The following is a 13299-nucleotide window of genomic DNA, read 5'->3' as shown; positions in this document are numbered from 1 at the left end:
CATTTTTAGTTATACCAAGATGATTGTAAAGCGTACATATCTGCATAAATCCCTTTATTATTTATTAAGTCTTGATGCTGCCCCACTTCAGCTATACTTCCATTATCAATAACATAGATCGTATCCACATTTTTCGCCCAGCCCAGTCTATGTGAAATGAAAATGGCAGCTTTATCTTGGCAGATATCTAATAATTGTGTATAGATCTGCATCTCAGCATTCGGATCAATCGCAGAAGTAGGTTCGTCAAACACTATAAGATCCGCATCATTATATAACGCACGCGCTATCGCCAGCTTTTGCCACTGTCCGCCTGATAGCTGCCTGCTTCCTTCAAGCATTTGACCTAACCTTACATCTAGTCCCCCTAATTCGTAAAACAAATCCATCAGCTCACATTTTTCCAGAATACTTAGTATTTTCACATCGTCCGGCGAAGATTTGGCATCACCCAACAGGATGTTTTCTCTTAGTGTCATTTCGAATTTAATAGAATGCTGGTACACGACGGATACTTTACCTTGAGATTCTGGACTGTCTTTCCAGTAAATAGATCCAGAACTAGCAGTGTACTGCCCTAATAACAATTTGATCAAGGTAGACTTTCCTGCTCCATTTTCTCCAACAATGGCTATTTTCTCACCGGGCTTTATGACCATATTGATGTTAGATAAAACATACTTACTGGATTTGGCGTATTTAAAATAAACATTTGAAACGGTAATAGGAAGCATAGATTCAGAGCTATTATTGATATTATTTTTTCGGAAATCTCTATTTTTATAGGTAAGCACTTCATTTAAGTCATATAATTTACTGCTGCTGATGTAAAGCTTGCTTAGCGGCCAGGTCAAACTCATGATTTTACCACCACAAGTTAACAAAGCCAGAAATAATACTGAGATTGTCCCCACAGTAACTGTATTTGACTCCCCCATTTTACTTAACAGATAGACCAATACGATAAAAATAGCACTCGTCTGAACCATAGCCACAATCATCCCTGTTTTGATTTCGAATTTCCTCGCACTATACCTTTCATCATGCTGCTTCTTCATAAGCTTTGCCCAGAGATCCGTAAAATAGGAGATAGAGTTATAGATTCGCATTTCCCTAATCGCATTAGGATCTTCCAAAGTTACAGCTAGATAATCCCCCATTCTTCCGTCAAAAGTAAGCTCTCGCCCTGTTCTTCTAACTTTAATCTCAGTAAACATTCGAAAAGATAAAGTAGATACGATCATTAAACCCACCACCAGTGTGACTAAAAAATATCCACTTGTAGCCGATAACCAGATGATACTTATAAGTCCTGAGATATTTCCTACACTGGACACCAAAAAACCAGTAATTCCCTCTAAATCTTCTCCAACTATTGTTTTAGCTCTTTGCAGCTTGTTCCCAAACTCTTCATCATCAAAATCCTCAAAGTCAACTTGGTTTGCAATATCTATCAGCTCGGATTGGAAAGCGAGAGTTAGTTCCGCATTCATTCGACTTTTCATTATGTTGGTTATACTCAATGAACAGGCTTGTACTCCATGAATTAAAACAAACCATAGAATCGGAATAAAGGTTATCGCACCAGCAGCAACTGCATTAATGATATGAACTTGAACAGAATACGAATAAAAAGTTAATAATCCACTGATTATAGGAACTATGATCGTTATTATTGAGATTACTGGACTTTTTCCAATCATCCGTGCCAGTATCGTTAAAATATTCTTAAGGTCTCTTCTCAGCAGAATCTCTCCTTTCTCAGCCATATAAAGAGGACTGGCGGTTAAACATTCCCCTGTACTTACCATCCAACTTCATTAATTCTTCATGTGTTCCACTTTCAACGATTTCTCCATGCTCAAACAGAAAAATTCTATCTACGAATTTGGACATATATAGCCGATGTGTCACAATAATGGAGGTCTGCTGCTCTCCTAATTTCATAAAGGTTTCAAACGCCTGCTGTTCCGCGTAAGGATCGAGGGCTGCAGTAGGTTCATCAAAAATCGTAAGCGAGCCGTTGTTGAGATAAGCACGTGCAATCGCAAGTCTTTGCCATTGTCCACCAGACAGATCGATCCCCCCAAACTGTGGACCTACTAGAGTGTCCAACGCAACACCATAAGAATCGGCTTCTGCTTTTCTCATCGCAGCTAATAATCTTGAATCGTCATACATGGCAGCAATATTCCCCATGGCTATGTTTTCTCGAATCGGTCTATGTAACTTAGTGAAATCCTGAAAAACAACTCTCACACCCTTTGTGATGTTATGAGCCAGCACTTCCTGCTCTCCATTAAACCACTGGATGTTTCCCGCTGTTGGATGATATAACCCTGCTATCAGCTTGATGAGCGTGGATTTTCCGGAACCATTCTCACCTACAAAAGCAACTCGTTCACCAGGATTGAGAGTCATGTTTATACTATTAAGCGTGTCCTGTGCATTGCTTGCATAACGAAAATTCAACTGCTGAATTGTGATCTGCATCGCATCGGTATTCCTTATGGAATCTTCCGGATCTCTTTGAACTTGCTCTTCAAGTTCCAAATACGCACTATACTCATTGAAGCGCAAGCGACTTTTGGTCAGATCAGAATACATCCTTGTTAGTGCAGGTATGACAATAAATATTTGACTAGATATTTGAAGTAATAATACGAAAAGTCCGGCGCTCTGCCCGCTACCTCCAAGTGTAATTGCTAAAATAGCAATCGTAAGCCCGTTTAATAAAGTCATAAGTATACTTTGGGAGAAGCTTAAGGTCTCAGATAAAACAACTTTTCGGTGCATTTGTTTGAAATTTCCATTGAAGAGCTCTTTCATTGCGGAAAACAAGTAGGAGGACATTCCGTACATTCTTACTTCCGGGAGGGTATTTCTACTAATCAGCAAATCAAAGATATAATTAATCATTCGTACAGAGGAGGTTTGATTCGCTGAAATAGCCTCTATTTTCCGAGAGATCCATCTCATGAGGTAAAGCTGCAGAATTTGTACAACTAAAATGAACACTGCCAGGATATAAAAGCCATAACAGGATAGGACTAAGATTAGTGCGATTAATGTTATAAAGTGGATTGTCACTCCGGTCCATTGATCTAACAAATCGATCAAGGAAAGCCGTTTTGCTTTTTCTCTAATCGTTTTTGTTGCGGGGTCTTCCAATAAAGCCATCGATAATTTAGAGGTCTTAGCCAAAATTTTATGTTCCAGTTCATAAATACTGGTTGCCGTTAAATTGGTTACAGAAATGGCTCGAAGAGAACCATTGATGCCAGCTAGATATAAAATTAACATCAGTGAACTTACCAATAGTAAGATATGTAGGTAGGCGTTAGGCGTGAAGTTCTGAATGAGGTCAACCACATATTTCGTTATGAACAGCTCGGCAAATAGAATTGGTGGGCTCAGCAGGTTAGTGATAAAATATAAAAGTGAGTTTCTTTTGTCTTTTACATAGAGTAGTTTTACAACGTAGAGAAAGTCAGGCAGATAGCATCTCTCCTTAAATGTATATTTTTCACTGAAAACTCTTTCCTTTTTAAACGTGGAATCTGATTATAACGTTAATTGTTTATAATTGGAAGAAGTAATTTCGATCTTACCAAATTATAGGAGTGTGAATTCATGAAACTTCAATTCAACTTATTCCCAGGCGGATTACCTAAGGCGCTCACTATGAGCTATGATGACGGCCAGAAACACGATATCCGCTTGGCAGAAATTTTTGATCAATATGGAATCAAAGGGACCTTCCATTTAAATAGTGCAATGATCAATGCACCTGGGTTCTTAACTCCCGCTGATGTTAAGCAATCACTCAGGAATCATGAAGTGTCCGCCCATTCCGTTACTCACCCACATCTAGAGCGTCTACCTTTACCGATGGTAATTGAAGAGCTGTTCGAAGACCGTAAACGACTGGAGAAGCTGGTGGATTATCCAGTGCGAGGCATGTCCTACCCCTACGGTACATACTCACAGGAGATAATTGCACCACTTCAGTCCGTTGGAATTGAATACAGCCGCACTGTTCACTCTACCAAACAGTTTGATATGCCTCTTAATTTCATGGAATGGCATCCAACCTGCCACCATATTGAAGATCTGCATCAGGTTTGGGAGAGATTCACAATGGAAGGACCCTCCCAGAAACTAAGACTCTGTTATGTTTGGGGCCATAGCTATGAGTTCGCACAGCAGAACAATTGGGAGCTTATCGAAACCTTTTGCCAACAAGCAGGTGGGCATTCAGATATTTGGTACGCAACCAATATTGAGATTTATGATTATGTCACTGCCCTGTATTCACTGAAATTAAGTGCCGACAAAACGATTATCCGCAACAATTCTGCCATAGATGTTTGGGTATCTATAAATGATCAACCCGTTCAGATTAAGGGTGGAAGTATGATGACGACGAAATAATCATAAATACATAAAAAAGAGCGATGTTCAACATCGCTCTTTTTTTGTACTAATTATATTGATGTGATTCCGAATTATTTCGCTTGAAGTGTATATGTCACTGTTTTTGCTTTTTCCTCAAGGATTGGCGTGTAGGTGAAGGTCAGTACATTCCCCTTACGGCTTTTCATCCCTAACATTCTGCTCAGAATGTATTGATCTCTGCCATCATTTACTTTATCCCATTCTTTACGATCCTCACTAGTAATCAGTTGTTCACTGAGATTGACGATTTCTCCTGTACTGCTGTAGACAATATATAATTGTGTTGTATCTAATAAGCGAACGAGTGCCACATCCTCCGCGGCGTACTCCACTATGAAATCACCGGTTGCCCCGGTTAATTTCTCCATCTCAAACAACTTGCCCAAACCGCCATCCTTAGTAATATACTGAACGTTCTTCCCATCGGTCATATACACCTGAGTGGAGGGCACTTGAGGCGCATGAGGATAAGCAGAGATCATATAATGATAATCCATTTGCTGAATTATTGTACCTGCTTGAACTAGTACCTGATAGCTGTTGCTGAAATCATTAAACATAGCATAGTGATTGTCTGTTAACTGGAGCAAGTACTTGCCATTTCCAAATTTCTTGATCTCAAATCCATGATTGTAAGCGGATCCCTTGAGCGGTAGTTGGCCAATAATTACTGGTTTCCCAGCTGCTGTAGCCCGGTAATATAAATCACCGTTTTTTTGAGATATCCAATAGGATCTTCCTTCTACAGAAGCGGCAACAAATCTAGGTTCATCAACGATGTGGATAATTCCATCCGTTTTATTTAGCCCCGCTTTACCCCCAAGTACACTGACCGCAGAGACCAATGGCACGTACAACGAACCTTTTATGATACGTGGAGATTTTGTTAATCCCATCGCTCCCCCGTTCACTTTTGACGTTGTAGCACCCGCAGTGAAGATGACTTCACGCTCTGGACGTACCAGCTTGGCCGTTTTTAATTTTTGATCCCACGATAACGTATAACCCATAGCATCTGCAAGTGATTTCAAAGGTACAAAAGTTGTATTCTCCGCGATGACTTGTTTACTGCTGATTCCAATTTCTTTATAGTTGAATTGAATTTGCTTGTCTGCTTGCGCAGATGCCGATCCATACCCAGTACTTAAAATCAAAACAGCAAAGATCCCTAGCGTTACTTTCCATTTATTCATTTCTATCCGTCTCCTTCGACATTATAATCATATGTAATTAGACGGAAGATAATGGAAAAAGTTTCATTTCACCCTCTAGCAAACTCATAAAAAGCCAAAGCATCCTCCCGAGTTGGGAATCCTGCTTGCGCCAGTTTATCGCTGCCCCCGCCTTTACCGTTGTAGCTGCCTAGATGAGCTTTGAAAAAAGCTCCACAGGAAATCTCCAGGCTCCCATTCTGCGCAAACACAACCTTATTCTCCGCAGAAGTAGCTAATAATACAGGAAGATCACATTTCGAAGTCAGCTTATTAGCTAAGCTCTGTAGATCTTTTAGCGATTTATCCTCAAATACTTGTGCGATTATCTTTCCCGCTTGCTCATTTAAAAGCTCTTGCACGACATAGTCGTCATTTTTTTCTTTAAGCAGGTTAATTTCAGCTTGCAGAAGCTTTTGTTCATTTTCCCATTTTTCAATTCGATCGATAATTTCATCTTTGCCTGTATTGAATTTGGAAGATAGTGTACCAAGGATTTGCTGACTGGTATTAAATTCCTCTAAAGCCCGGTATCCACATTTAAAATAAATCCGCGTATTCCCTTTTATTTTTTCAGCTTTCAGAAGCTTAATCATTCCAATTTCACCTGTTGAGGACACATGTGTCCCCCCACAAGCGTTGTATTCAACATCTTTGATCTCAACAATCCTGATGTTCTCTGTCACTTTTGGCTGTTTAACCAATTTAAGCTGTGAAGCCTCTTCCCCTGTTACGAAATAGCTGAGAATATTGTGATTTAAGTAAATCTGCCGATTAACTTCTCTCTCTATCGAGGACAGTTGACCAGCATTCAGTTCTGGCACTTCTATATCAATGGTGCAATAATCCTCACCTAAATGAAAGCTTAAGGTCATAAAGTTATGTTTTTCTAGACAAACCGCTGAGAGCAAATGCTGGCCACTATGCTGCTGCATATGGTCAAATCTTCTATTCCAATCGAGCTGGCAAGCTACCGATTCATCATTAGGTAAACGTTCCAGCTTATGTAGTACAAGCTCTTCCTCACTGATTACATCAAGCACAGGAATTCCCTGAATAGATCCTAGATCACAGGGTTGTCCACCACCATGCGGATAAAAAGCCGTCTCCTCCAAAAGAACATAAAGACCATCTTCTCGTTCTATGGTTTCAGTCACACGGGTTTGCCAATCAGTCAGGTATGTTGAATTGTAGTATAATTTGTTGGTCATAAATGGTTTCCTCTCTTTTTTACGTTATCGACATATTAAGTTTATAGTATCATAACGGATAGTGTGAATCTTATTATTTCAAAAAAACCAGCTCCACGCAAAAGCTGCGTAGAACTGGTATTAGGGTAATTAACAAGAACAAGTAGCATCTTTTAAATTTCTAATGGCAATTGCATTTAGTCGAAGCGCTTCTACTATTGAGTCTCTTACTGCTAACAATTCAAATCTTTCACGACTGCCAATAGGCAACCTGCAAAGAATGGCTTCAATTCTTTTAAGACTTTCTTTCAGAATCACTCTTTGCTTACGCAATGCGTTCAAAGCTCTTTGAATTTTTCTCTTCTCTGCAGCAGTCATAAACTACCACCTCTTTTCGATTGTGATAGTATATGAGATGCTTATTCCCCCTTATTTGCTTGTACAATCCGGAAACCAAATAACTATATTTACTCTTTTTTGCTAGCTTCCATGATAGGAACGGACCAGTCTACATTAGTATACATTCGATTGTTTATCGTGCGTATTAATTGAAGCTGCTCGGGAATTTGTGTAAGGCCTTCGGCACGGAATTGGAAATATTTCTTTTGATTATTTGACTGAGATTGAACAATTATAATATATCCATCCTTCCATCCTTCCCCTTTGATAGAATGCGCTCCTTGTTTAGTGAGTTTGTATTCCTTGCCATCCATTGTCTTGAACATCCATTCATCATTCATAAATTCATTTTTCAATCTTCCGCTAAAATGTAATACACCTTCCTTCGCTGATACATTGTTATCGGGAGACGATTCCACTATAAAATCATTTAACATCAGCTCATCCCCGTCAAAAGCAAAGGGAATCGGATGTTCTTTCAACTTGGCTGGCTCAAATTGCACACTAGAACCATCCTTCTCTGGGATAAAATATCCATCCAATACGAAAGTATAAGGCGTATCCTGTGGTAAATATTTAAACGTATAGCTCCAGTGCATAAGTCCCTTTGTTGCCCCGGGAATGTTAGAGTAGGACATAACGCTGTTCTTATTAGGAAACTTTCTAGCATTAACACTGTGAATCTCTTCTCCTACTGTATCCTCAAAATGGAATTTCAAACCTTGTTGCTTCCATAGTTCGCCTGGAGAACGGGTCAACGCCTCTTCACTCAATTGAGTATCGAACTCAAAACGAACACCTTGCACCATATGAGTTAATTTATTCAAGGTCACAGTTAAACCGTCCGGGGAGGTGTAGCTACCCGTTAGTGGCATGGAGGTCGTTTGTTTATTCGCTTCCGTCATATCCATCGAAAAATTGAAATTCCAATCGCCTTTAAGAGTAGGGATGTTCTTGCGTTCACTTCCCAATTCAGTAATATGACCTTCGACCGTAATTCGATCAGTTTGCAGAGGTTCAGTGAAATTAGCGATCAAATAGTAAAAGTCACTGGTAAATCCTATATCGTATAACTCCCCAACAACCTTCCCTTGATCATCCTTAATCGCAATACTGTTCCCATCATTAAGGGCCAAGCGTTTTTTATCATGCTTTCCATCCGGTCCAAACAACTGTAACGCAACAATTACCCGTGTAGGATCTGCCACCGCTTCATCTATTTTGATAGTGTAGCCCTTATCCTTCACCTTAATATTAGGATGTTCTACTAACCCAAATTCTTGTGCTCGTAGAAGGCCAATGTCCATGTTGTTTTTAACAAAAAGAGAACGTAAAGTCTCTGCCAGTGTAGGAACGGAATATAAGATCACGGCACTTAGTACAACCAGTAACAACGCCGCGCCCATAAATAATCTCAGCAACTTATTGCGCTTCGGATGCTTGCGATTCCTTTGTGTTGGAGTAAATTCCTCAAGCTCTACTTGTTCCAAAGAAGCCATTACTTGAGCAGTAAATGAATCTGGTAAGCGCTCTTCATACATAGCCTGCGACCATTCAGCTTGTTCTTCAAGCTCTGCTTCGTAGATCATATTACAATGCGTACAAGTTGCCATATGTTCAGCTACGGCTTGATCTCGTAAGATAGATTTGCTTAAAATATATTCTTCGATCTCATAGGAATTTAAGCACCTCATCGGTCTTCACCTCCTGGAGTGTAATTAGCTGCTTCAAACGCTGTTTAGCCCGGTATAAATCATTTTGAATCTTGCTTAATGGAACATCTAGAACCATACACATTTCTTCATAGCTTAAATCATTGGTATAACGAAGCAGTAAAGCCGTACGATAATTAGACGGGAGCTTCTGCATCAGGTGAAGCAGCTCTGTGCGATGCTCCGATCGCATTAATTCTTCTTCTGGATTATCTGAAAGAGAATGTTCGGCATTGTTGTCCGGCAAGCTCGCTGTTGGTCGGTCTTTTTTCCACAAATCCTTCAGTAAATTAGTAGCGATAGCATATAGCCACGCCGCAAAATTCTTATCCAAATCATGTGAGGCTAGCTTGCGGTAAGCTTTAATAAAAGTCTCCTGCGTTATGTCTTGTGCATCTTGATGATTGGCTCCCATTCCTCGCATAAGCCCATAAATTTTATTCTTATATCGATTTACAAGATACGAATAGTCTTCTTTATGTCCATCGAGAATATTTTGGATCCATAGCCTCTCATCCTCTTTTTCAACTTTCGGTACATGTCCCTTCACCATGAAGCCTCCTTGAAGCACGATACTGTATAGACGATCCCTATTTAAAAAACTCTCACTTTATACAAAAAAAAGTAGATCTTCAAATAAAACGAAGACCTACTGTGTAATCTACCGATTACGTTTTAGAACAAAATACAACAATTGATCACGAAGTTCAGCGTCCTGCTCAAACGCTAATCGCTCTAGCAGCATTAAGGATCTAACATTCTCTGGCTCAACTGTAGCGTCAATACTAGTAAACCCCAATTTCAAGAATCCCAAATCAATAATCTCTTTCATCACTTCGTACATGTAGCCTTTGCCCCAGAACGATCTGGATAAATCATAGCCTACCTCTGCTGTAAATTCATTGCCTACTCTTCTTAAATAATGATATCCGCAGGTGCCGATAAACTCATTATTCGCTTTTTCGAACATTCCCCATCTACAACCCGAATCGTCCAAATGATACTGAATGATCTCTTCAGCTTCTTTTAGATCTTTGCAGGGCTCAATGTCCATATATCTAGTTACTTCTTCATCAGAAAAATGTCTAAAGACTACATTTGCATCCTCTAGATTTAAAATCCGCAATTCAATTCTTTCTGTATGCAACGCAGGAAACACAACACTTTGACTGTTCAACTTAACACCTTCCATTTCTACAGCAATAAAATCACTGAAGCGCTAAAGAAACATCTTTACTCCAATAAATTAACTCTTCATCCCTACCATATGCCCCGATACATTGAAACCCTAATGGCATGTTATTTATAGTGGCAGCTGGAATACTCACCGCAGGCGCTCCAGCATATGACCAAATGGCTGTCATTCCGGTCCATCCGGTTCGTGTTCCCCACAGCGGAGCTGTTCCTGCCTGAGCCGGCGAAACCCACAGATCAATCCCCTGTGACTTCTGCACATCTAATAGATCATTTCTGAGCTTGAGTTGTCCGCTACGATATCCTTCCAGTTCTTCCTCAGTGATGGTTCGTCCAGATAAAATAGCCTGCCGTACGGTATCATCATAAAGATCTTTATAAATATCAAATAGTGAATGATGGACTTGCGCCATTTCTCCGTGAACAAACCGCACCATGGCATCTCCGTAGATAAAGCTATCTTCCCACGGCATCGCAACTGTTTTTATGCTGAACCCTGCTTCCTCAAGCTTCTTAAGCTGCTTCTGAAAGGTTATCTTGGTGTCATCCTCCAATAATGTCATGTATACACCTTCGGGTATCCCCAGTACAGGTTTACGAGCTTCTTTAAAAGGTCTCCATCCCGTTACAAGCTCAGCGGCGAGAAAGTCTATACCCTCCATATCCTGAGTGAAAAATCCAAACGTATCAAAAGATGGCGACATCAATTGGACACCATCTATAGGGATACGCGCATAACTAGGTTTAAAGCCGACCACTCCGCAAAATGAAGCAGGTGCCATAACAGAACGCAAGGTTTGTGTACCTATCGCAAATGGACAGATGCCCGCGGCAACCGCAGCAGCAGAGCCTGCACTAGAACCGCCAGGCGTATGATCCAGCTGATGAGGATTGCGGGTTGTGATAGGTCCGGCATAAGCAAATTCCTCCGTCACTGTTTTGCCGGTGAACCAAACCCCTTTTTGCCGAAGCTTTTGAATAAAACTACCTTCAGACTTCGTCAAAGCTTGTGGGGGGAGGTTCGACCCTGCACGGGTAGGCAACCCATCTAAGTGAATTAAATCTTTGATTCCAGCAGGTATTCCATATAGCGATGGTTTAGGAATTTCTGAATACTTCTCTCTTACCCCAGCCACTTCATTTTTTATTCTATCTGCTCGGTTCTTCTCTGGCACAAAAGCACGCACGTGTGGTTCTACCTTATCGTAAAGATCTAAATATTGTGTAAGATATCTATCCATGGTTACATCTGAGGTCTTATTGCCCTGAGCAAACTGAGCTAACGAAGATTTATTAATGTACATGTCTGATTGGAACCCTCCTTAATATTCACTTAAACCACTTAAACCAGGAAGCCATTTGAAGACGATTGTATTAATTTGGAACAGCTTCATGTTACTAGTTAACCTTATCTATGGCTATACTTTAGTTCTCTATTTCTATTTTCATCCACAATATTGATTACACGATCCACCCACCCTTGATAAAATTGCTCCTCATGAGAAACCAGAATCACTGTACCTTTAAATTGGATTAAAGCTTTCTGTAAAGCATCTTTTGTTTCGGCATCTAAGTGATTGGTGGGCTCATCTAAGATTAAGAAATTACATGCTGTAAGCAATAAAAGACACAGCTTAACTTTAGATTGTTCGCCACCGCTGAGTGTACGGATAGGCTGTGTAACGTGACTATCTTTTACAACACATAATGCTAGATGACGACGTATTTCCTTAATAGTCAATTTTGGATAAAACGATGAGACGATTTCAATAGGTGTCATGTTATCGTTTTCCCAAATTAAATCTTGCTCGTAGTAACCAATAGAGACTTGTTCAGCAAAGCGGAAAGCCCCGGCAACACAGGGGATTTGACCAACTAATGTTTTCAGCAATGTTGATTTTCCGATGCCGTTAAAGCCTGTAATGACTATCTTTTGTCCTCCTCGAATCGAAAATGTTAATTTGGGCAGCAGCGGTTTGACGTAACCAACCACCAGATGGTCTACTCTAAGCGCAACTTGTGCATTAACAGGAAGCTCTTGAAAACGGATAGATGCTTTAGTGACAAACGTCGGTGCAGCGACTCTCTCCATACGATCCAGCTGCTTCTGACGGTCACGGGCAATTCTAGAATTAACACCAGCACCATTTTTCCGGATATATTGCTCAGTGGCTTCAATTTTTTTCTGCTGTGCATGGTACTGCCGGATATGGCTCTCGCGAAAATGCTCCTTCTGTCTCAAAAAATCAGCATATTTGCCATGATATTTCTTAATCGTTTCCCCTTCAATATCGCAAATGCTTGTTGATATTTTATCGAGAAAAGCATAGTTATGAGAGACCACAATGAAGGCTTGATCGAACGCTATCAGATATTCAGCAAGCCAGTTAATATGCGTGGTGTCGAGATAATTGGTGGGCTCGTCGAGCAATAACACATCAGGTTGTTCAAGCAACAGCTTTGCCAATATAACTTTGGTTCGCTGCCCCCCACTAAGCTGATCAATAGGACGGTCCATCCCCATTGCGTTTAATCCTAGCCCCGTAACCACTTTACTGATATTGCTCTCGATAGAATAATAGTTGAGCGCCTCGAGTCGTTCCTGAAGGTCTGCTGCCTTCTGCAAAAGCACTTCATTGCCAGTAACTGCACATTCCGCATAAAGTGCATTCATCTTTTCTTCCATTTTGTATAATTCAGTGAACGCTCGCCTTAAATAACTTTGAACTGTACTTGACCCATCAATAACCGCGTATTGATCAAGATGGCCTATTTTGATATTGGGCTGCCATTTAATCGTTCCACCATCAGGGATCACCTCGCCCGTCAGAATACCAATTAATGTGCTTTTCCCTGTTCCATTCTGACCCACCACACCTACATGCTCCCCTTTGTAGACTTCCAAAGAAACCTGTTTATACAGCACTTTATCTCCAAAAGCATGTGATAAATTAGAAACCTCAAGTAAACTCATTTACTTTCCTCTTTTCTATAATTGTTTTTAAGCACAAAAAAAGCAGAAGACACCGCGCCCTTGGGCGCAAGCCTTCTGCTTATCCGTGCACGAATAGACGGCACAAATAGATAATTGTCAGTTTGGAAACTGAACATTACAAACACAAAAGGCTGTAGACG

Annotated in this window: 11 protein-coding genes; 1 reads left to right on the top strand and 10 read right to left on the bottom strand. The window is 40.4% G+C overall.

Annotation, left to right across the window (positions count from 1 at the left end; translation table 11 throughout):
• Nucleotides 1-5: 5 nt before the first annotated feature.
• Nucleotides 6-1769: an ATP-binding cassette domain-containing protein gene (locus tag PODO_RS30050; RefSeq protein ID WP_052097023.1), complete on the bottom strand. Its 1764-nt coding sequence runs from the start codon at nucleotides 1767-1769 to the stop codon at nucleotides 6-8.
• On the bottom strand, nucleotides 1762-3303 hold the full coding sequence (locus PODO_RS13995) for an ABC transporter ATP-binding protein (protein ID WP_038570827.1): 1542 nt from the start codon (nucleotides 3301-3303) through the stop codon (nucleotides 1762-1764). The genes PODO_RS30050 and PODO_RS13995 overlap by 8 nt, the downstream gene beginning before the upstream one ends.
• 330 nt (nucleotides 3304-3633) lie before the next feature.
• Between PODO_RS13995 and PODO_RS13990 the strand changes: the two genes are divergently transcribed.
• Nucleotides 3634-4434 carry a polysaccharide deacetylase family protein gene (locus PODO_RS13990; protein ID WP_038570825.1) on the top strand — a complete coding sequence of 267 codons (801 nt, stop codon included), beginning with the start codon at nucleotides 3634-3636 and terminating at the stop codon, nucleotides 4432-4434.
• Nucleotides 4435-4508: 74 nt separating this feature from the next.
• Here PODO_RS13990 and PODO_RS13985 read toward each other — a convergent pair whose 3' ends face one another.
• The 8 genes from PODO_RS13985 to PODO_RS13950 form a co-directional block, all read right to left on the bottom strand.
• Nucleotides 4509-5651 (bottom strand): copper amine oxidase N-terminal domain-containing protein, encoded by a 1143-nt coding sequence (locus tag PODO_RS13985; RefSeq protein ID WP_038570823.1) that lies wholly within the window; start codon nucleotides 5649-5651, stop codon nucleotides 4509-4511.
• Nucleotides 5652-5719: 68 nt separating this feature from the next.
• Nucleotides 5720-6880 (bottom strand): alanyl-tRNA editing protein, encoded by a 1161-nt coding sequence (locus PODO_RS13980; RefSeq protein WP_038570821.1) that lies wholly within the window; start codon nucleotides 6878-6880, stop codon nucleotides 5720-5722.
• 129 nt (nucleotides 6881-7009) lie between these two features.
• On the bottom strand, nucleotides 7010-7237 hold the full coding sequence (locus PODO_RS13975; protein WP_036678084.1) for a hypothetical protein: 228 nt from the start codon (nucleotides 7235-7237) through the stop codon (nucleotides 7010-7012).
• Nucleotides 7238-7326: 89 nt separating this feature from the next.
• On the bottom strand, nucleotides 7327-8952 hold the full coding sequence (locus PODO_RS13970) for a DUF4179 domain-containing protein (RefSeq protein WP_052097022.1): 1626 nt from the start codon (nucleotides 8950-8952) through the stop codon (nucleotides 7327-7329).
• Nucleotides 8930-9523, bottom strand: coding sequence for an RNA polymerase sigma factor (locus tag PODO_RS13965; protein ID WP_052097020.1), 594 nt, complete (start codon nucleotides 9521-9523; stop codon nucleotides 8930-8932). The genes PODO_RS13970 and PODO_RS13965 overlap by 23 nt, the downstream gene beginning before the upstream one ends.
• 108 nt (nucleotides 9524-9631) lie before the next feature.
• The gene (locus tag PODO_RS13960; RefSeq protein WP_038570819.1) at nucleotides 9632-10147 is read right to left on the bottom strand and encodes a GNAT family N-acetyltransferase; all 516 of its coding nucleotides are present in this window, start codon (nucleotides 10145-10147) and stop codon (nucleotides 9632-9634) included.
• Nucleotides 10148-10178: 31 nt separating this feature from the next.
• Nucleotides 10179-11468 carry an amidase family protein gene (locus PODO_RS13955; protein ID WP_038570817.1) on the bottom strand — a complete coding sequence of 430 codons (1290 nt, stop codon included), beginning with the start codon at nucleotides 11466-11468 and terminating at the stop codon, nucleotides 10179-10181.
• 104 nt (nucleotides 11469-11572) lie between these two features.
• Nucleotides 11573-13138, bottom strand: coding sequence for an ABC-F family ATP-binding cassette domain-containing protein (locus PODO_RS13950; RefSeq protein ID WP_038570815.1), 1566 nt, complete (start codon nucleotides 13136-13138; stop codon nucleotides 11573-11575).
• Nucleotides 13139-13299: the final 161 nt, after the last annotated feature.

The organism is Paenibacillus odorifer (assembly GCF_000758725.1).
Lineage (GTDB): Bacteria > Bacillota > Bacilli > Paenibacillales > Paenibacillaceae > Paenibacillus_AQ > Paenibacillus_AQ odorifer.
Note: the sequence above shows the minus strand (reverse complement) of the source record. Positions and strands in the feature narration are given on the sequence as shown.

Bases quoted from the DNA above. Each gene is read 5' to 3' on its own strand.
- PODO_RS30050 (WP_052097023.1), bottom strand. From the start codon at position 1,769: ATGGCTGAGAAAGGAGAGATTCTGCTGAGAAGAGACCTTAAGAATATT.
- PODO_RS13995 (WP_038570827.1), bottom strand. From the start codon at position 3,303: ATGTTAATTTTATATCTAGCTGGCATCAATGGTTCTCTTCGAGCCATT.
- PODO_RS13990 (WP_038570825.1), top strand. From the start codon at position 3,634: ATGAAACTTCAATTCAACTTATTCCCAGGCGGATTACCTAAGGCGCTC.
- PODO_RS13985 (WP_038570823.1), bottom strand. From the start codon at position 5,651: ATGAATAAATGGAAAGTAACGCTAGGGATCTTTGCTGTTTTGATTTTA.
- PODO_RS13980 (WP_038570821.1), bottom strand. From the start codon at position 6,880: ATGACCAACAAATTATACTACAATTCAACATACCTGACTGATTGGCAA.
- PODO_RS13975 (WP_036678084.1), bottom strand. From the start codon at position 7,237: ATGACTGCTGCAGAGAAGAGAAAAATTCAAAGAGCTTTGAACGCATTG.
- PODO_RS13970 (WP_052097022.1), bottom strand. From the start codon at position 8,952: ATGAGGTGCTTAAATTCCTATGAGATCGAAGAATATATTTTAAGCAAA.
- PODO_RS13965 (WP_052097020.1), bottom strand. From the start codon at position 9,523: ATGGTGAAGGGACATGTACCGAAAGTTGAAAAAGAGGATGAGAGGCTA.
- PODO_RS13955 (WP_038570817.1), bottom strand. From the start codon at position 11,468: ATGTACATTAATAAATCTTCGTTAGCTCAGTTTGCTCAGGGCAATAAG.
- PODO_RS13950 (WP_038570815.1), bottom strand. From the start codon at position 13,138: ATGAGTTTACTTGAGGTTTCTAATTTATCACATGCTTTTGGAGATAAA.